Raw genomic sequence first — 18,478 nt, forward strand, 5'->3', positions numbered from 1 at the left:
CTGGCACCATGGGTCAGTGACTTATTTCCTGATCTTTCTGGCCCTTGTGGTGGCCGGGGCCGTGGCCTTATACGTCGTGGGGCTGGCCAAGCCTGCCGCCAGAGACTCGGCCGCCGGTGGCCGTGCCGCGTTCGAGGACGGGTTCACCACGCCCGTGGCCAATTTGCCGCCCGTGCTGCTGCCGGAAATCCCGCAGCCCGAAGATGTGGACCGGCTGCGGTTCTCCCTGGGTCTGCGTGGCTACCGGATGGACCAGGTCGACGACGTCCTGGACCGGTTGCGGGACCAGCTGGCAGCCAAGGACGCGCGGATCGCCGAGCTGGAAGCACAGCCCCCTGTGGGCAGCGCACCGTGAGCGCCCTGATTGTCGGAACGGACGGTAAGGCACGCTGCGGGTGGGCCGGCATGAGTTCCGATTCGGACTACGAGCGCTACCACGATCAGGAGTGGGGCCGTCCGGTCACTGGCGAGCGCGATTTGTTCGAGCGGCTCAGCCTGGAAGCGTTCCAGTCAGGCTTGAGCTGGATCACCATATTGCGTAAACGCGAGGCATTCCGGAGCGCCTTCAGCGACTTTGAGCCCGCTGCCGTGGCGGCATTCGATGAAGCTGACGTCCAGCGCCTGCTCAGTGATGCCGCGATCGTCCGCAACGGCGCCAAGATTAGGGCCACCATTTCCAACGCGCAAGCCGTGGAGAACCTCCAGGACGGCGAAACGCTCACCAGCATCGTGTATTCATTTGCTCCGATGGGTGCATCGACTGCTGGGCCAGGTGCAGACGTGCCATCGTCCACCGTGGAATCCGCTGCCCTGGCTGTCGCTCTGAAGAAACGCGGCTTCCGGTTTGTGGGCCCGACTACGGCCTATGCGATGATGCAGGCAATAGGGTTGGTCAATGACCATCTGGTGGGTTGCTGGGTCCGTGGAGATGCCTGACCCCGAAACCTCCAGGCCCGAAACCTCCAGGCCCGAAACCTCCAGGCCGGAAACCTTCAGGCCGGAAACCCCGGGCGGTAAAACTCCGGGCCCGGGCAGCGCCGTGACGTTCAACGATCTCCTGTGGAAACGCCTGGCCCGTGGAACAGACGCGGCCCGGCGCTGGCCATGGTGGATCCGCATTGCTGTGATTTACTTGGCGGCGAGGTTCGTCTCGTACTGCATTTTCGAAGCCGTCTCACTGCATCAAGGGATCAGTCCCTGGGGCGGCGCGCAGCCGGATTATCTGCATTTTATCGGGATCTGGGACAGCACTTGGTACAGAGACGTCTTTGACAACGGCTATCCGAGTGTCATTCCACGGGATGCCGCTGGCGTAGCGCGGGAAAATCCGTGGGCGTTTTACCCTCTGTATCCTTTTTTGGTCCGTGGGCTGGGCGCCGTCACCTCCCTGGGCTGGCTGGTGCTGGCTCCGGCGGTCTCGCTGGCGGCCGGCTTGGCCGCCTCCCTGCTGATCTACCGGCTCTTTAGCCGCTTTGCCTCAACTTCGACGGCGACGTGGGGCACCGTCTTCTTCGTCACGTTCCCCGTTTCTCCCGTCCTGCAGGTGCCCTACGCCGAATCCCTGAGCCTGCTGCTCTTGGCCGCGGCGCTCTACCTGCTGGTCCGGCAGCGGTATCTGTGGGCGATGCCGGTCGTCGTCCTGATGTGCCTGAGCCGCCCGGCAGGCGTTCCGTTTGCCGCCGTCGTCGGTGCGCATCTTCTGTTCCGGTTTCTGCGTCGAAGAACCGTCCAGATCCGGACCACTGAGCTGCTCAGCGGCATGGCGCTGCTGTTCGTTAGCGCGCTGGCTGCATTTGCATGGCCGTTGATCGCCTGGGCCGCGACGGGTCAACTCTCGGCCTACACTGACACTGAGACTGCGTGGCGCGGGACTGGGCTACAGCTTTTCTCGCCATGGTTCGCCACCGGACGGCAGCTGTTTGGCCCGGTGCTGGGGCCAGTGGCGCCCGTGGTTCTGGTGCTGCTGTTCGCGTTGTACATAGGCTCACGCGGCGTGCGGAACATCGGCAGCGATCTGCAGCTGTGGTGCATCGCGTACTTCGGGTACATTCTGGCGGTCCTGCAGCCGCAGACGAGCACCTTCCGAATGCTGCTGCCGTTCTTTCCGCTGGCCCTTGCGGCCGCCTTCGTTTCGGATTCGCGGGCTTACCGCGGCACTGTTGTGGTCCTGTTCATCCTGCTGCAGATTGTCTGGGTCGCCTGGCTGTGGTCTTGGGCCGAGCTGCCTGGCGGGGGAGACTATCCGCCGTAGGGCCGCGCTCCAGACGGCGGGAGCTGGCGCCGTCGGCTGGTGCTGCGATTAGCCCCCGGCCCATTTCTGCAGGATAATGGTGTGAGCGAACCAACAGGGCAGCCGAAGATTGCCCCGGGTGCACGGCCCTACTGAGGGCTGTGCGGCCGACGTTACCTCGCGGTCGGGGGGATCTGCCAAGAGACCAGCGTCCGCATACTGTGAAGGGAAATTCCTTATGGCGGCGATGAAACCCAGAACCGGCGACGGTCCGATGGAAGTTACTAAAGAAGGACGCAGCCTGATTATGCGAGTTCCACTGGAAGGCGGCGGACGTCTGGTAGTAGAACTCAAGGTGGCGGAGGCAGTCAACCTTAAGGAATGCCTGATCGGCGCAACGGAGTAATCGCTAGGCGGCCGGCCCTGCGCTGGGGATTAGTACTTTCAATAGTGTTGATCCATCCGGAACTCCCAATCCGGTGCAGGCGTCCCAGCCAGGACCGGCAGTATAAGCCCCGTTGTTTCCGCTGGTGATATCCCGAAAACCGGCCGGAACGGCACCCTGGCCGGTTTTTCCGTAGAGGGCTGGCTGCAGGAGACCTAACCCGTGTCCGGCTGCCTGCGCCAGCCGGGCGATCAGGGCCGCCCACAATGGTGCCACGGCGCTGGTGCCGCCGATCACCATATCCTGACCGTCCACTCGGACCCGGTATCCCGTCTGCGGATCTGCGACCGCGGAGACATCCGGGACTCCGCGTCCGCTCTTCCCTGCCGGAGTCGGAACACCTACGCGGGCCTGCCATGGTGGGAGGGCGAAAGCTGTGCTGACCCCACCGCCAGTGGCTCCGCCGGAAGCTCCGTTGTTCCAGACTGTTTCGGATTTGACGGCACCGGTTGCCGGGGCTGCGTCCAAGCGGGTCCCGCCGCAGGCCAGAGCGTGCGGGCTGGAAGCGGGGAAGTCCACGTGTGCCTTCTTGTCCGTCGCGCGGTCGGTGCTGCCGTCATCGCCCGCCGCTGCCGTCACGCTCACACCCAGAATCGCCGCATCCTGCATTGCTTGATCCATAGCATTGCGCGCCTGTCCAGTCCAGGCGTCTTCGCTTTGTCCCCAGCTGATGCTGATGGCTGCCGGAGCAGGAACGGCGTGGGCCGCGGTGCTGACTGCGTCCAGGAACCCGGCATCCGTATTGGGCGCAAAATAGACAATAATCTGCGCTCCGGGCGCCAGCGCGCCAGCGACTTCGATGTCCAAAAGTACTTCCCCATCCGCGCCCGAAGGGTCCTGCCCCGGGCGGTTGTCCGCTCCATCGACTCCGACCGCGTGGACCACGGGGGCAGTGATGCCGAGGCCCCCGAAATACGTATCCAGATCGCTTTGCTGGTAGCCGCCACCGAGTTCGATGATGGCGATTCTCTGGCCGGACCCGTCGTAGCCGGTGGGGAACTTATAAACGCGGCCCAGATCCAGCGGCGTGTACGAGACCGACTGCGCAGCAGCCGGCACTAGCCGAAAACGCGTACGGGACTGCGGCCTGTCGTCGAGCCCGAGCACCGCTGTTATTACGCCGTCCAGATTGGCCGGGACGCTCAGCGAGCCGGTGCGGCGGCGCTGCGTTCCGCCTTTGCCGGGGCCCTCCGCCGCGTCACTTTGCTTCAGCTGGGTGCCGAATATGCGGTTCATGACTCCTGCGCTGGCCCTGACTCTCACACGCCGGGAGGCGGCATCGCTGTCAAGCACGGTAACCCCCAGCGAGCTGAGCGTTGAGGTCACGAGGTCAAGATCCTCCGGCGCCGCGCCGAAGGCGTCCGCGAGTTCCTGGGAATTCCGCGGTGTGGCGAACGCGTCTTGGCCTGGCTCGGCCCTGCGCCGCAGGATGACCGTAGCGTCCACTTGAACGGAGGGATGCAGGGGTTGTGCCGCGGGAGCCACCCCCGTGACCTCGGCCCGGTGGCTCCCGGGAAGCTCGCGCAGATCCAGCGGTTGGGCGCTGCCTGCTGGTTGGGTGGGATCTGCCGGCTGTGTAGCGTCCGTCGGCTGCGTGGGGTTGTCCTGATGATCCGGCTGTGACGTATTCATGTACCCGGTCTACCACCGGGAACGGACAAGGAGAAGAGGCGCCCCGATTCGGGGGTACCCTTTCGTGCCCGTGAGGACTGGTCAACCCCGCGAAGACGCAGTTGATTAGCCCCCCTTCGTGGGGCCGCCCCGTCGTCATAGTTCTTCACGGTCCCGCAGTACCTGCTTTGTGGGGCGGCCCCGCCGTCGCGGTGACGGAGCCTAGCGCTTGACGGCGAGCAGCAGTCCGTCGCCGGTAGGCAGCAGGGCACTCATCAGCCGGTCGTCCTCGCGGACAGTTTTCCCCACTTGGCGCAGGACCACGGTTCCAGCGTCGCGGATGGCAGGATCAGATACCCGGTCCTTATCCAGCGCGTCATTGACGATCAGCAGGCCGCCGGGCTTCAGCAACCGGATGGCCTGTTCGACGTACCCGGGGTAGGAGGGCTTGTCTGCGTCGATGAAGACCAGATCGTAGGCGGAATCCGTCAAGCGCGGCAACACATCCGCCGCCCGCCCGGAGATGGTGCGCGTCCGGTTGGCAGGAGATCCGGATTCGACGAAGGCCTCACGCGCGGCCTTGAGGTGGTCGACGTCGACGTCGATGGTGGTCAGAACGGACTGTCGACTCAGCCCCCGGAGCAGGCAGACGCCAGAGACGCCCGCCCCCGTCCCGATTTCCACGGCGGTCTGAGCCTTGGACGCTGCAGCCAGCACGGTGAGGGCCGAACCGACGCCGGGGCTGACCGGAAAAATTCCTAGCTCATGGGAACGCTCACGGGCGCGCAATAAAACATCGTCCTCGGTCGGCAGGCCTTCGGTATAGGACCAGCTGGTGGACTTGTCGGCACTCATGATTCTAAGTTTCCTACTCTGTTGCACGGATTGCTTCCAAGCCTACTGCCTGGCGGAATGCTGCCCTGTTACGCACTGGGTAAGCCTGTCAGTGTGTATTCAGTTTGATTTGACATACTTAAGACCCATCGAATATTACCGGCAGACGTGACACAGCAGCGGACCATCCGGCAGGGGAGCGGCAACGAATAGCCATAAAGACGCCGTCAATGACGGAGTCCTGACCGGACTGACAGCTCCGGCGGCACGTTTTAGCTCAACTGTGCCGACCCCGCCAAGCGGGGAAGGCCAAGGACAGAAAGGAGCGGCCATGACTGCAACAGCAGCGGCTGCGGTAAACGGACCGGTCCGCTCGACGTCCACGTCCGGTTCTTCAGGCAGGACCCCCGACGGCGGAACGGTAGAGCAGCAGGTGAATTTTGAGCCCGCGGGTGATCCCGCATGGGTGGCACCTTCCTGGGAGGAAGTGGTCACCAATCATTCCGCCAAGGTCTTCCGCCTGGCCTACCGGCTGACCGGAAACAGATACGACGCCGAGGACCTCACCCAGGAGGTCTTTGTCCGCGTTTTCCGTTCACTGGCAAACTTCAAGCCGGGGACGCTGGACGGCTGGCTGCACCGGATCACCACTAATCTTTTCCTGGACCAGGCACGCCGCAAGAGCCGGATCCGTTTCGATGCGCTGGGCGAAGACGCCGAGACTCGGCTGCCTGGCAGGGACCCCGGGCCGGAGCGTCTCTTCGAATACAACAATCTGGACATCGATGTGCAGGCCGCGCTGGAGGCGCTGCCGCCGGACTTCCGCGCCGCCGTCGTGCTCTGTGACCTGGAAGGTCTTTCCTACGATGAGGTCGCCGCTGCGCTGGGAATAAAGCTCGGCACGGTGCGATCGCGCATTCACCGCGGGAGGACCATGCTGCGCGAGTCGCTGGCCCACCGTGCGCCCGCCGGCACGTCCGGTGGGCAGGCGGATTCCGCTCGGAAAACCGCCAAGCCAAGGCTAAAGCTGCCGCGCATTGCCGGCATCCACTAGCCGTCGCTAACCCGTGGCGGGGATTATGCGGCGCTAAGTCGCTGCAATTGAGCCGGAGAGGGTAATCTTCCTAAGGTGTTTGGAATCAATACTCCGGAGCTGATCATCATTGCCATTGTGGCAGTCCTGGTGATTGGCCCCCAGCGGCTGCCCGAATACGTTGAAAAGCTCAAAAACCTGATCCGCGAGGTTCGTCGGATGGCGGCCGGCGCCCGGGAAACCATCAAGGACGAGGCCGGTCTCGATCTTGATGAGATCGACTGGAAAAAGCTCGATCCACGCCAGTACGATCCCCGCCGGATCATCCGCGATGCACTGATGGACGACGACGAAACCCCGGTCAAGCCGGTCAGTGCAGTGGGCCCCGCGGCGGCTGCAGTGGGCGCGGCAGTACCGGAGAGTCTGTCTCTGGAAAAAAACGGTGACTCCACACTCATGTGGGGCGGTCCGGGGAGTGCTGGCGCCGCCAACGGTAGGGTTCTGGACCGGCTGGCTGTCGGAGAACAGGCTCCTTTCGACGTCGAAGCCACCTAAAGCCCGAGTGTGAAGCCCGAAGCGAGCTGACGCTAGCCGGGCCTGACGTCGAGTTTGAGCCCGGCGAGCCCGCGCGGGCGCAGCGCCAACCGGTCTGCAATCCCCTGCAGAGCCGTTGCGCTGGCCGCCTCCGGAGAGGCCAGTACTATGGGCGAACCGCTGTCGCCGCCCTCCCGCAGGGCAATTTCCAGCGGGATCTGGCCCAGCAGCGGGACCGGCGCGTTCATGGTCTGGCTCAGCCTTTCGGCCAGGAGTGCGCCGCCGCCGGAGCCGAACAGGTCCATGGTGCTTCCGTCCGGCAACATCAGAAATGACATATTTTCGATTACTCCCGCGACTTTCTGACCGGTCTGCAGCGCGATGGCACCGGCACGTTCTGCCACCTCCGCCGCCGCTGCCTGGGGAGTGGTGACCACCAAAATCTCCGCCTTCGGCAGCAACTGGGCGACGGAAATCGCCACGTCGCCCGTTCCGGGGGGCAAATCCAGGAACAGCGCGTCCAGATCCCCGAAGTAGACGTCGGTCAGGAACTGCTCCAGCGCCCGGTGCAGCATCGGTCCCCGCCAGGCGACGGGCTGGTTACCGGTGATAAACATGCCGATGGAGATGACCTTGACGCCGTAGGCCACCGGTGGCAGGATCATTTCGTCCACGCGGGTAGGACTCTGGGTAACGCCGTTCGACGTCAATCCCATCAGACCGGGTACGGAAAAGCCGTAGATGTCGGCGTCCACAATGCCCACCCGAAGGCCCTTGGCCGCCATGGCACAGGCCAGATTCACCGTGACACTTGACTTCCCAACGCCGCCCTTGCCGCTGGCCACCGCGTAGACACGGGTGAGGGAGCCGGGGTCGTTAAAGACAATGCCGCGGGTTGCGCCGGCTCCCTGGAGTTGTTCTTTCAGCGCCTGACGTTGCGCCACAGTCATCACGATGAGCTCCACTTCGACCCCGGTCACGCCGTGGACGCCGGCAAGCGCGCGGGCAGCATTGGTACGAATGGTGTCCCGCATCGGGCAGCCCGCGATGGTGAGCAGGACGACGGCGTGTACCCGGCCGTCATCGTCGATGGTGACCTCTTTGACCATGCCCAACTCGGTGATCGGGCGCCGCAACTCGGGATCGATCACCGACGCCAAGGCGGCCTTCAGCGCGGCAGCCGATGGCAGAACCCCGCTTCCAGACGCCGTCAATCCTTCGGTTTCCGGCATACTAGTTTCCCGATCTGGACCGCGCGCCGGCATTCCTGCCCGCCGGGACGCGCGGAAGGGAGGTGGTTTTCGGGGAGCCCTTACTGTCCCGGGAACTTTCCCGGACCGGCTGGGCATCGGCGTCCGCCTCGTTATCTTGGGCCGTGAGCAGCTCCTCCAGCAGCGACCGCAGCTCTGAGCGGACAAAATCGCGGGTTGCTACTTCGCGCAGCGAGATCCGCAGCGCGGCCACTTCGCGAGTGAGGTATTCCGTGTCGGCGAGGTTGCGCTCGTCCCGGGCACGGTCCTGCTCGATCGTCACCCGGTCCCGGTCGTCCTGCCGGTTCTGCGCCAGCAAAATCAAAGGTGCGGCGTACGAAGCCTGTGTGGAGAAGAACAGGTTCAGCAGGATAAAAGGGTACGGATCCCATTGGAAGCCGAACAGCCCGATCACGTTGAAGGCGATCCAGACAATGACAAAAATCGTCATGTAGAGCAGGAAATTTGCCGTGCCCATGTATCGGGCGAAGCGTTCGGCAAAGCGGCCGAACGTGTCAGGATCGGACGCGAAATTAGGCAGCATCCGGGAGCGCAGCTCGCGGGGGGTGTCCAGACCGCCGAGCTTGGTAGGGTGCTTCTCAGCCAAAGCGGCCTCCTAGTTTTCTGATCGGGGCGCCGTCATCGTGGGTTCGCCAGTCGTCCGGGAGCAGATGGTCCAAGAGGTCGTCAACAGTCACCGCCCCCACCAAACGGCCGGCCTTATTAACCACCGGCAGCGAGTTGAGGTTGTAGGAGGCCATGATATGGCTTACCTCGCTGACACTGGCGTGGTCCGAAACCGGCTCCAGCATGGTGTCTACAATGCTTCCCAGCTGTTCTGGCGGGGCGCTGCGCAGCAGCTGCTGGATATGCACCACACCCAGGAATCGACCTGTCGGTGTCTCCAGCGGGGGCCGGCAAATGAAAATAGCGGAGGCGAGCGCGGGGGAGAGTTCCTCGCTGCGCACATGCGCCAGCGCCTCGGCCACCGTCGCCTCCGGCGGGAGGATCACCGGTACCGGCGTCATCAGACCGCCGGCCGTGTCGTCGTCGTACTGCAGCAGCCTGCGGACGTCGTCGGCGTCGTCGGGATTCATCAACGCCAGCAGTTGTTCCGCCTTCGCGGGCGCCAGATCCGCCAGCAGGTCAGCGGCGTCGTCCGGGTCCATTTCCTCCAGCACGTCCGCCGCGCGCTCATTGTCCAGGGCGGAGAGCAGCTGAACCTGGTCTTCCTCGGGGAGCTCCTGCAGCACATCGGCCAGGCGCTCATCCTGGAGCTCGCTGGCAACCTCGATGCGCCGCTTGTCCGACATTTCCTGCAGCGCGTCGGCGAAGTCCGCGGGCTTGAGGTCCTCATGCGTGGCAACAAACTGCCCGGCACCTTGCGGCTCGGTGTTCTCACCCTGATTCGCATCCGACCAGTCGATCAGCATGGTGTGCCCGCGGCGCAGACCCCGCAGCCGCGAGGTGGAGGATCCGCGGCGCACGAACAGCTGGCAGATCAGCCAGTCCCCGTTGCGCTGCTCTTCGAGGGCAATGTCCTCTACCACCGCGTCCCCGCTGCCATCGGTCAGTGTCACCTTGCGGTCAAAGAGCTCACCGACCACCAGCATTTCGGCGCCGCGCTGGTCAAAGCGGCGCAGGTTGACCAGCCCGGTGCAGATGATCTGCGTCTGCTCCATGGACGTCACACGGGTCATCGGCACAAAAACCCGCTTCTTGCCGGGAACCTCGACGACGATGCCGACGGCGTGCGGTGCGCCGGTGACGCCGCGGGCAAGCACGACAACGTCACGTAGTCGCCCCAGCCGGTCACCCAGCGGGTCGAAAACGTCGAGTCCGAGAAGGCGCGCAACAAAGACGCGCGAGGGATTGGTGCTCACTAGTACAGGCTACGTCGCGGGCCGCCGAATGCGGGAATTCCGGGCCGGATGTGGCCTTTGTTTCGGCCCCGAGGGCCTCCCGGCGGCGACGGGCGGGTCGGCGGCGGGGCGGGCGCGGGTTCACTGCCAGCGATATCCCTGCGCACCGTCAGCATCATGGGAGACAATGAAGTATGGCAAACCTTTTTGGACGCACCCGCGGCGTGGACTCAGCTCGTGCTGTTCCCGCCGGAGACACCGTAGGCTCTTACACCTCCTACCTTGATGCCCAGAAGGCAGTGGACTACCTCGCGGACCAGAAATTCCCCGTTCAGCAGGTCTCGATTGTCGGCAATGATTTGAAAATGGTGGAACGGGTCACCGGTAAGCTCAGCTATCCCCGCGTAGCGCTCTCCGGGGCTTTGACCGGTGCCTGGTTCGGACTGTTCGTTGGCGTACTGCTCTCCTTCTTCGGCCCCAGCTCGGCCGGCGGCGGGGTCTCTTTGATGACTTCGATCCTGATGGGCGCCGCGTTCTGGATGCTGTTCGGTATTGCCAGCTATGCAACACAGCGCGGGAAGCGGGACTTCACCTCGACCAGCCAGGTCCTGGCCTCCAGTTATGACGTTATTGTGGCCCCAGATGTTTCCTCCGACGCGCGCCGGCTGTTGTCCCAGCTGCCGATGAGCAAAGGCGCGGCGCATCCGGTCCAGGCAGCCCGGACGTATCAGCCGCCGGCTGCGCCCAACCAGCCGGGGCAGAACTACCCCGTTCAGAACTACCCCGGCCAGAATCAGCCGGCGCCGACTCCGCCGGACCGGCCGAATGGCTGGACCGATCCTTATGGCGCGTCCGGTGAAACGGGCCAGAGCGCACCCGGCAACTCCCACGGCGTCCCCGTTGACGAGGCGCCGGTAGAAGGGGCTGTCGTGCCCCCCTCCGGCAAAACTCCCGGCACCTACTCCGACCTGCCCGACGGCCGCCCGCAGTATGGCATCCGTCTGCCGCAGAACGCGCAGGACCAGCCGGCGGTGGAGGTCCCGCCCGTTCCGCAGCAGCAGCCGGCGGACGTTCCTGCCGAAGATTCCCGGCAGCCCGCGCCGCCTGCCGACAGGTAGCCGGTCAGCGCGAAACAGGGGCGTTCCCCCGAGGCCGGTTATGGCCCAAGACGACGGCGGCCCGCACCGAAAAGGTGCGGGCCGCCGTCGTCGTCGTGGCTCGGATGGGATGCGTGGCTTTGCCGAAACGTCAGTTGCCGGCTGCTGCTTCGGCACCGTAGATGCCGGCCATCCAGGATTCAACCTCGTCCGGGGTGCGGGGCAACGCCTCGCTCAGGTTAACCGGACCACTAGCGGTGATCAGGATGTCGTCCTCGATCCGGACGCCGATGCCGCGGTATTCGGCACCAATTCCCAGATCTTCTTCCTTGAAGTACAGTCCCGGTTCGATGGTGAAAATCATCCCCTCGGTGATGACGCCGTCCAGGTACAGGTCCCGCTTGGCCTGCGCGCAGTCGTGCACGTCCAGGCCAAGGTGATGGCTGGTGCCGTGCGGCATCCAGCGACGGTGGTGCTGGCCTTCATCAGAGAGGGCGACTTCGGCGGAAACCGGCAACAACCCCCACTCTTGGAGCCGTGCAGCGAGGACCTCCATGGCCGCGTTGTGGACATCGCGGAACTTCCGGCCTGGGACGGCGACGGCGAAGGCGGCATCGGCAGCGTCCAGCACGGCCTGGTAGACCTTGCGTTGGATTTCGGTGTATTTGCCGTTCACGGGAACGGTGCGCGTGACGTCTGCGGTGTAGAGTGACTCAGCCTCGACTCCTGCGTCGACCAGGATCAGCTCGCCTGCCTTGACCGCGCCGGTGTTCCGGGTCCAGTGCAGGATGGTGGCGTTGTTGCCGGCCGCGGCAATGGTGTCGTAACCGAGTTCGTTACCCTCCTCACGGGCCCGGGCAAAAAACGCACCCTCCACGACACGTTCCCCGCGGGCATGGGTGATGGCGCGCGGAAGGGCCTTGATGATTTCCTCAAAGCCGGCAACGGTCGCTGCGACCGCAAGCTCCATCTGGCGCACTTCCCAGTCGTCCTTGATCAGCCGCAGCTCGGAAAGCGCCTCGGTGAGCTTGTCGTCGAGGGCGTCGAGGGCGCTCAGATCCAGCTGCTCGGGATCTTTGGCCGTGTTGTATCGGGCGGTGTCAACAAGGGCGTCAATGTTCTCATCAACCTTGCGGACCAGGCGGATGGAGACTCCGCCGACGGAAGGCTCCCCAACGTTCTTGGTGACAGCGATCTCCAATTCATCAAGGTGAGCCGTGGCCAGTCCCAATCGAGCGGTGAATTCCTCCAGCGTAGGCCGCGGGCCGATCCAGAATTCCCCCGAGCGGGCGTCGGCATAGAACTGCGTGGTGTCCCGGCCGGCCAGCGGGCGGAAGTACAGCGTCGCGTGATGGTTGCCGCCGTCATCGCCGGTGCCAACATCTGCCGGCTCCATGACCAGGACGGCGTCCGGTTCGTGATCCACGCCCAGACCCGTCAGGTGGGCGAACCCCGAATGCGGGCGGAAGCGGTAATCGGTGTCATTGGAGCGGACCTTCAATGGGCCCGCAGGAATAATCAAGCGCTCGCCCGGGAACTGCACAGACACGGCACGACGGCGGCGGCCGGCATGGTCTGCGACCTCCGCACGCTCCGGCAGGGTGAGCGGGGACGGCGCCCAGTTGCTGGCCATGAAAGCGCGGAAGGCCTCCGATTGAGGCTTCTGCGACCGGTTGTTCACGCGGTCCTCAAGGGGCTGTTGTGCGGATGCGGACTCTGGGGTGCTCTGCTGGGACTCATTCACCCCTTAAGTCTCTCACCGCGCCCCGACATGGGGCCACCGGCGGCAAGAAGCGGTTACCGGCGGCCCAGCCATGCGCGGGCGCACGCATCCGGGAGCGGCCGGACGTAGGCTGTGAGGGTGAGGATCGATCTGCATACCCATTCCAATGTTTCGGACGGAACCCAGCCGCCGGCCGTTTTGCTGGCCGCGGCTAGAGACGCGGCCCTGGATGTGCTGGCGTTAACCGACCATGATTCCACCGCAGGCTGGGCGGAAGCTGCCGCGGCAGCACGAGAGCTTGGGGTAGTGCTGGTCCCCGGCATGGAAGTGTCCTGCCGTACGGCCGAGGGTATCAGCGTTCATTTGCTCTCCTACCTGCATGATCCGGCCGATCCCGGTCTACTCGAGGAAATCACCAAGGCCAAGGATGCCCGCCTTTCCCGCGCGACCCGGCTCGTGGAGCGGCTGGCCGAGGATTACCCGCTGAACTGGGATGACGTCACGCAGCATATTGCTCCCGGCGCAACAGTTGGACGGCCACATATTGCCGACGCCCTGGTGGCCGCCGGAATTGTGGAAGACAGGGCTGAGGCCTTTGGAACCATGCTCTCCTCCCATTCGCGGTACTACGTGTCGCATTATGCGCCGGACCCGATACTGGCGGTTGAGCTGGTGCGGGCGGCCGGGGGAGTGCCGGTTTTTGCCCATCCAGTCGCCTCGGCCCGGGGACGTGTGGTTTCGGACCAGACGTTCGAGGACATGATTGACGCCGGACTGCTGGGCGTTGAGGTGGATCACCGGGATAATCCGGAGGAGGGCCGTGTACGGCTACGGGCCCTGGCGGCGCGGCACGGTTTGCTGATGACCGGTTCGTCGGATTACCACGGTGCCGGGAAGCCTAATTTGCTGGGGGAAAACCTCACGGCGCCGGAGGTGCTGAGGCGGATTGAGGAGCTGGCCAGCGGCACACCGGTGATTCGCCCTTAGCCGGAATTGGTATTTCGGACTGGTCGTGTCCCGGGATCAGACGGCGATCACGCGGACCAGGTCTTCGAGGCCCGCGAAGTCCTCGGCGTTACGGGTATACAGATCGTGACCTTTTGCGTATGCGGTTGCCAGCGCGCCGACCTCCTCACGGGAGATGATGAAGTTTCCCCCGTGGCAGCCGCGAGCTCAGCTCAATGACGCCGCTGGCCAACACACCGAAGTGTGCGGGCCAGCACCGATGTCTCATTGGGTTTTGTGCTACTCAGTGGCCTGCGTTTCGGCGCCTGCCACGACCTCGCCGTTGCGCCGTCGCGTCCGGCTGCGGTTGCGTCGGGGGCGCGCCGGCTGGGCCAAGCCGTCCGCGTCGTTGCCTGCCGTCGTGGTGTCGGTTTCGGTGGTGCCGGGGGCTTCGGTGGACGGCCGACGGCGGCTTCGTTCCGCGCCGCTGCCTGCCGAACCAGCGCGCGCACGGCTGCGTTGGCCCTCGCCGCCGGACGTGCGGTCACTGTCCGTGGAACGCGCGCCGGAAGTGCGCCCGCCGGATCGGCCATCGGCGTCGGACTTCCTGCCGGCTTCACGTCCGGTTGTGCGGCCGGCATCCCGCCCGCCGGAACGGCCAGTCTGCGGTGCTGCAGTGCGTTTGCCCGTCTCGCCCAAATCCTCGAGGACCTCGGCATCGATTCCGGCGTGCGTGCGCTGGTTCCGCGGCAGCCGTCCCTTGGTACCCTCGGGGATATCCAGGTCTTCGTAGAGGTGCGGCGAGGAGGAATACGTCTCCACCGGCTCCGGAACGTTCAGGCCCAGCGCCTTGTTAATCAGGGCCCAGCGCGGCATGTCATCCCAGTCCACAAAGGTCACCGCGGTGCCCTTATTGCCGGCCCGGCCGGTGCGGCCCACCCGGTGCAGATAGATCTTTTCGTCCTCGACGCATTGGTAATTGATCACGTGCGTGACGTCGTCAACGTCAATGCCGCGGGCGGCAACGTCGGTGGCCACGAGCACATCGACCTTGTTGTTGCGGAAGGCACGCAGCGCCTGCTCGCGCGCTCCCTGGCCCAGGTCCCCATGGATGGCGGCGGCGGCAAAACCGCGGTCAATGAGCTCATCGGAGACCTTGGCCGCAGTGCGCTTGGTCTTGGTGAAGATGATGGTCCGGCCGCGTCCACGGGCCTGTAGGATGCGCGAGACAACTTCGGCCTTGTCCATGCTGTGCGCCCGGTAAACCAGCTGGCGGATGTCGCGCTTGGTCAGGCCCTCGTCATCCGGGTCGGCGGCGCGGATGTGGGTTGGCTGCGTCATGTACCGCCGGGCCATGGCAACGACGGCGCCGGGCATGGTGGCGGAGAACAGTAGCGTCTGGCGGACTGCAGGCGTGCCGGCGATCAGCGTTTCGACGTCGGGCAGGAAACCCAGGTCCAGCATTTCGTCCGCCTCGTCCAGCACGACGATTTTGACGCTTTTGAGGTTCAGGTGTTTTTGCTTATACAAATCAATCAGGCGTCCGGGAGTGCCGACCACTACCTCGACGCCCTTTTGCAGGGATTCTATCTGTGGCTCGTAAGCGCGGCCACCGTAGATGGTGACGATCCGCGCACCCCGCTGCCGGGACGCCGTTGCCAGATCGTTGGCCACCTGGACGGCCAGTTCGCGGGTCGGCACAATCACCATGGCCTGCGGGGCGCCCGGCGTGGTGAGCTTGTCGTACCCCGGGTCCTTGGGAGCCACAACGCGCTGCAGCGCCGGAATGCCAAAGCCAAGGGTCTTACCGGTTCCGGTTTTTGCCTGGCCGATAATGTCGTGGCCGGCCAGTGCGATCGGCAGCGTCATGGACTGGATCGGGAAAGGGTGGGTAATGCCGGCTGCGGTGAGCGAGGCAACGATGTCCTCGCGGACATTGAAGTCGGCGAAAGTCTGCGCCACTTCCTGGTGCGGTTCCGCCGTGGTGGTCAGTGTTGCTTCAACAGTGAGCTCGTCGTCGCTGTTATCGGCGTGCAGTCGGGTTTCGCCGCCGGTGTTCGTGGTGTCAGTTTCCAAGTATTTTTACCGCTCAATTCGTCTATTCAGGTGCCGCTAACCAAGGCTTCGACGCCGGCCCGGAAGGGGTCGAACGGAGCCAGAGGCGGCACGTCCAGCGGAAGCCGATCGCGGGCTAACAACTGCTTGCCGGCTGCCACTGCAGTTTTCCTGCGCAGCGCGCTGACATCTTAAGATCGCGTAGGGGCGGGCTTGAGAGAACTTTCGAAAAGGAAACAATCAACGACCGGGCATCCATGTCTACAGTCCAAGTCTAACCGGTCACCCGGTGTTTCACCGTGCTTTGGGCCGATTCGCGCCCGCTCTGACACCTCGGACGGTCCTCAAAGGGTCCTCAGCGGTTCCTCACAAGGTCGTGAAGAGAACGGTCCGGGTCGCAATGTCCGCCTGCAGCAGCCGCACACGGACGTTCGTGCCGGGCTCCAGCGCACCCGCGCAATACGCCGAAACGGCAGGATCCTTGAGCTGGATGATGCTCTTGGGACTGGCAGGTGCATTACCGTTACCGTTGCTCTTGGGACCGCTGATGACGACGGCGTCAAACTCGGCGCCGACATGAGCGCTCAGTACGGCAGCCTCAACGGTGTCAATGGCGGCCCTGTCCACCTTGTTGGCCAGCTGATCCGATGCCATCATGATCGACGGCAGCTGAGCTAAAGCATCGCGGGCCCATTGCGGAACGGATTCACCGGCGCACAAGGCGGCGCAGATCGCCAGCACAAACCGGTCCACCAGACGGCGCAGCGGCGCGGTGGTATGCGCGTACGGCGCGGCAACGGCGGCCTGGACGCTGTGCGGCGGCAGCTCGCCGTCGAAGGGGGTGTAGCCAGCTCCGCGAAACAGCGACGTGGCCGCGTGCATTAGTGCGAGTTGCTGGGGATCGGAGGTATCCAAGGAGCGCAGATAATCGCCATAAGGTATGTCCACGGGCCACGGTTTGGCCAGTACCACGGTCTGCCGCCGGTACCGGTCCACCGACGCCGCATCCGGCTCAGGCATGGTGCGCAGGATGCCGACCCTGCCTTCGAGCATCAGCGCCGCAGCGGCCATCCCGGTCAGCAGGGAGATCTGCGCGTTCCAGTCCTCTACCGGCAGCGCCGGCCGGAACACTAGCCGGTACCGGTCGCCGTCGAACTCCACCTCTTGCCGGGGAACATTTAGGCTTGCCCCGCCGCGCTTGTGCTCCAGGGCAATGCGCTTGAGCCCGATCTCCTTGAGCAGGCACAGCGTTTGGGCGACGGCGCCATCGGTCTCGTTCGCCAGTTCCGGGCTGGAGTCGCCGTCGATCATGGCCTGTGCCTGAGCGTAGTCGAGCCTTGCCACGCTCCGGATCGCCGCGCGCCGCACCGTCGTCGAGATTTCTTCCCCGGCGGCGTCCAGGGCAATCTGCCATACAAACGCGGACCGGAGGCGGCCCGGCAGCAGGCTGGCCGCATCCTCGCTCATGCGCGCGGGATGAAGCGGTACACGGCCGTCGGGCGTGTACACCGTCTGCCCGCGGTGCCTGGTTTCCGAATCCAGGGCACCCGCCGGTGGGACGAAGGACGGGACATCCGCGATGGCATAGTGCACAAGGTAGGTCGGTGCAGGGCCGTCTGCCGTGTTCCGGCTGTCTGCCGCGTCCGGCACCGGATCCGGGCCGGCGAACGGCTCCAGAAACATCGCCTGGTCCAGGTCCATTGAGCCCGGCGGATCGATGCTAAGAAATGGCTGGGCCGTCAGATCGAGTTCGGGGAGCCGATGGGCGGCAATGGCGGCGCTCACCTCTGCCAATACCTCCTCGCTGAACCCTTGGGGAAGCTTGAATTCCGTCTTCAGGTTCGCCAGCGCCAGGGCAAGTTCCTGTTGGGCGGCACTGGAGTGCACATCAATGTGAGAGTAAGGCACCCGCTAAGCCTAGCGGCGAGGGCCCCGCCCCGCGGCTTTTTGGCGGGGTGGGTAGGGCGACGGCGCTAGCCCGAAGGCCCCGCCCGGCGGCTTTTGGCGGGGTGGGATCCCCCGTTCCACCGGTAGCGTACCGGACCCGTTACCCTAGGTTCTATGAGTATTCCGCCGGGTGAGTCCGCCCCGAACGTCTCCGTCGGTGAGCTGAATGCACGCTATGACAAGTTCGTCGTAGACCTCTTAGGCGTCATCGCTTACGGAGAACTTTCCGCCTTTGAGCGCTTGTCCTCCGACGCCCGGTATTCACCCACTCTGCATGACCGGGCCGCTCTGGGCCGGATGGCCGTGACAGAGTTCGAGCATTTTGAGGTGGTCCGGGGCCGGTTGGCTGAGATGAACATGGACGTAGAGCTCGCGATCCGCCCGTTCCAACCATCAATTGACGCTTTCCATGACCGCACCCGGCCCGCGGACTGGTACGAATCGCTCATGAAGGCATACGTTGTCGACGCCATTTCCGAGGACTTCTACCGCGCCATCAGTGAATTTTTGGACCCACGCACACGCGAAATCATCAAGGCGGTCCAGACCAATGAGGAGTCCGGTAGGCTGCTGCAGGAGCGGCTGAAGAAAATGCTGGCCGACGACCCCCGGCTGGCCTCCCGGCTGGCTTTGTGGGGCAGACGATTGGTCGCGGAGGTGCTGACCCAGGCACGGCAAGTGGGGACGGAACACACCTTCCTGCGTGGCTTAATGGCCGACGACGACGTTCCAGCCGCGCGCGACGAGGTCAGTACGCTGATGGCGCAGCTGACCAAGAACCACTCCCGGCGGATGAGTCTGTTGGGCCTGACTGCCTGACTGCCTGTCTGCCTGACTGCCTGCCTGACTGCCTGTCTGCCTGTCTGCCTGTCTGCCTGTCTGCCTGACTGTCGTGGGCCGAGGAGCATCTCA

Annotated in this window: 17 protein-coding genes; 9 read left to right on the forward strand and 8 right to left on the reverse strand. The window is 64.6% G+C overall.

All coding sequences use genetic code 11. The features are described 5' to 3' along the window. Positions 1-16: 16 nt before the first annotated feature. The 4 genes from OS914_RS00795 (at position 17) to OS914_RS00810 (ending at position 2,636) form a co-directional block, all read left to right on the forward strand. Positions 17-355, forward strand: a complete 339-nt coding sequence (locus tag OS914_RS00795) for a DivIVA domain-containing protein (protein WP_267544154.1) — start codon at positions 17-19, stop codon at positions 353-355. Beyond that, entirely contained in the window at positions 352-936 is a 585-nt protein-coding gene (locus OS914_RS00800) for a DNA-3-methyladenine glycosylase I (protein WP_267544155.1), read from the forward strand. The genes OS914_RS00795 and OS914_RS00800 overlap by 4 nt, the downstream gene beginning before the upstream one ends. After that, on the forward strand, positions 896-2,251 hold the full coding sequence (locus OS914_RS00805; protein WP_267544156.1) for a hypothetical protein: 1,356 nt from the start codon (positions 896-898) through the stop codon (positions 2,249-2,251). The genes OS914_RS00800 and OS914_RS00805 overlap by 41 nt, the downstream gene beginning before the upstream one ends. Positions 2,252-2,468: 217 nt before the next feature. After that, positions 2,469-2,636, forward strand: a complete 168-nt coding sequence (locus OS914_RS00810; protein ID WP_267544157.1) for a DUF3117 domain-containing protein — start codon at positions 2,469-2,471, stop codon at positions 2,634-2,636. A gap of 3 nt (positions 2,637-2,639) precedes the next feature. Here OS914_RS00810 and OS914_RS00815 read toward each other — a convergent pair whose 3' ends face one another. Beyond that, positions 2,640-4,307: a S53 family peptidase gene (locus OS914_RS00815; protein ID WP_267544158.1), complete on the reverse strand. Its 1,668-nt coding sequence runs from the start codon at positions 4,305-4,307 to the stop codon at positions 2,640-2,642. Between the two features lie 201 nt (positions 4,308-4,508). Next, on the reverse strand, positions 4,509-5,141 hold the full coding sequence (locus OS914_RS00820) for an O-methyltransferase (RefSeq protein ID WP_267544159.1): 633 nt from the start codon (positions 5,139-5,141) through the stop codon (positions 4,509-4,511). A gap of 310 nt (positions 5,142-5,451) precedes the next feature. Between OS914_RS00820 and sigE the strand changes: the two genes are divergently transcribed. Further along, positions 5,452-6,174 carry an RNA polymerase sigma factor SigE gene (sigE, locus tag OS914_RS00825; RefSeq protein ID WP_267544160.1) on the forward strand — a complete coding sequence of 241 codons (723 nt, stop codon included), beginning with the start codon at positions 5,452-5,454 and terminating at the stop codon, positions 6,172-6,174. Between the two features lie 75 nt (positions 6,175-6,249). Beyond that, positions 6,250-6,708: a twin-arginine translocase TatA/TatE family subunit gene (locus OS914_RS00830; protein WP_267544161.1), complete on the forward strand. Its 459-nt coding sequence runs from the start codon at positions 6,250-6,252 to the stop codon at positions 6,706-6,708. A gap of 32 nt (positions 6,709-6,740) precedes the next feature. Here OS914_RS00830 and OS914_RS00835 read toward each other — a convergent pair whose 3' ends face one another. The 3 genes from OS914_RS00835 to OS914_RS00845 are packed head-to-tail and all read right to left on the reverse strand — an operon-like array spanning position 6,741 to position 9,820. Further along, a complete protein-coding gene (locus OS914_RS00835) occupies positions 6,741-7,919 on the reverse strand; it encodes an Mrp/NBP35 family ATP-binding protein (RefSeq protein WP_267544162.1) in 1,179 nt (392 codons plus the stop codon). Position 7,920: 1 nt separating this feature from the next. Further along, positions 7,921-8,544, reverse strand: coding sequence for a DUF1003 domain-containing protein (locus tag OS914_RS00840; RefSeq protein ID WP_267544163.1), 624 nt, complete (start codon positions 8,542-8,544; stop codon positions 7,921-7,923). Further along, positions 8,537-9,820: a magnesium transporter MgtE N-terminal domain-containing protein gene (locus tag OS914_RS00845; protein ID WP_267544164.1), complete on the reverse strand. Its 1,284-nt coding sequence runs from the start codon at positions 9,818-9,820 to the stop codon at positions 8,537-8,539. Before OS914_RS00845 ends, OS914_RS00840 begins: the two co-directional genes overlap by 8 nt. A 173-nt stretch (positions 9,821-9,993) precedes the next feature. On the opposite strand from OS914_RS00845, the gene OS914_RS00850 reads away from it, so the two are divergent. After that, positions 9,994-10,917, forward strand: coding sequence for a YflT domain-containing protein (locus tag OS914_RS00850; RefSeq protein ID WP_267544165.1), 924 nt, complete (start codon positions 9,994-9,996; stop codon positions 10,915-10,917). Between the two features lie 130 nt (positions 10,918-11,047). Here OS914_RS00850 and OS914_RS00855 read toward each other — a convergent pair whose 3' ends face one another. Beyond that, positions 11,048-12,640, reverse strand: a complete 1,593-nt coding sequence (locus OS914_RS00855; protein WP_267544166.1) for an aminopeptidase P family protein — start codon at positions 12,638-12,640, stop codon at positions 11,048-11,050. A 117-nt stretch (positions 12,641-12,757) separates the two neighbouring features. Here OS914_RS00855 and OS914_RS00860 point away from each other — a divergent pair, with 117 nt between their 5' ends. Beyond that, entirely contained in the window at positions 12,758-13,606 is an 849-nt protein-coding gene (locus OS914_RS00860) for a PHP domain-containing protein (RefSeq protein ID WP_267544167.1), read from the forward strand. A 258-nt stretch (positions 13,607-13,864) separates the two neighbouring features. Here OS914_RS00860 and OS914_RS00865 read toward each other — a convergent pair whose 3' ends face one another. Then, the gene (locus OS914_RS00865) at positions 13,865-15,556 is read right to left on the reverse strand and encodes a DEAD/DEAH box helicase (RefSeq protein ID WP_420713835.1); all 1,692 of its coding nucleotides are present in this window, start codon (positions 15,554-15,556) and stop codon (positions 13,865-13,867) included. A 429-nt stretch (positions 15,557-15,985) separates the two neighbouring features. Further along, on the reverse strand, positions 15,986-17,527 hold the full coding sequence (locus OS914_RS00870) for an RNB domain-containing ribonuclease (RefSeq protein ID WP_267544168.1): 1,542 nt from the start codon (positions 17,525-17,527) through the stop codon (positions 15,986-15,988). A 153-nt stretch (positions 17,528-17,680) separates the two neighbouring features. On the opposite strand from OS914_RS00870, the gene OS914_RS00875 reads away from it, so the two are divergent. Continuing rightward, a complete protein-coding gene (locus OS914_RS00875; RefSeq protein ID WP_267544169.1) occupies positions 17,681-18,385 on the forward strand; it encodes a ferritin-like fold-containing protein in 705 nt (234 codons plus the stop codon). The last annotated feature ends 93 nt before the right edge of the window (positions 18,386-18,478 follow it).

Origin of the sequence: Arthrobacter endolithicus (genome assembly GCF_026627425.1) — a bacterium.
In the GTDB taxonomy this organism is placed as follows: Bacteria; Actinomycetota; Actinomycetes; order Actinomycetales; family Micrococcaceae; genus Arthrobacter_M.

Coding starts and splice junctions, on each gene's coding strand:
- OS914_RS00805 (WP_267544156.1), top strand. CDS start 896: ATGACCATCTGGTGGGTTGCTGGGTCCGTGGAGATGCCTGACCCCGAA.
- OS914_RS00810 (WP_267544157.1), top strand. CDS start 2,469: ATGGCGGCGATGAAACCCAGAACCGGCGACGGTCCGATGGAAGTTACT.
- OS914_RS00815 (WP_267544158.1), bottom strand. CDS start 4,307: ATGAATACGTCACAGCCGGATCATCAGGACAACCCCACGCAGCCGACG.
- OS914_RS00820 (WP_267544159.1), bottom strand. CDS start 5,141: ATGAGTGCCGACAAGTCCACCAGCTGGTCCTATACCGAAGGCCTGCCG.
- sigE (WP_267544160.1), top strand. CDS start 5,452: ATGACTGCAACAGCAGCGGCTGCGGTAAACGGACCGGTCCGCTCGACG.
- OS914_RS00835 (WP_267544162.1), bottom strand. CDS start 7,919: ATGCCGGAAACCGAAGGATTGACGGCGTCTGGAAGCGGGGTTCTGCCA.
- OS914_RS00850 (WP_267544165.1), top strand. CDS start 9,994: ATGGCAAACCTTTTTGGACGCACCCGCGGCGTGGACTCAGCTCGTGCT.
- OS914_RS00875 (WP_267544169.1), top strand. CDS start 17,681: ATGAGTATTCCGCCGGGTGAGTCCGCCCCGAACGTCTCCGTCGGTGAG.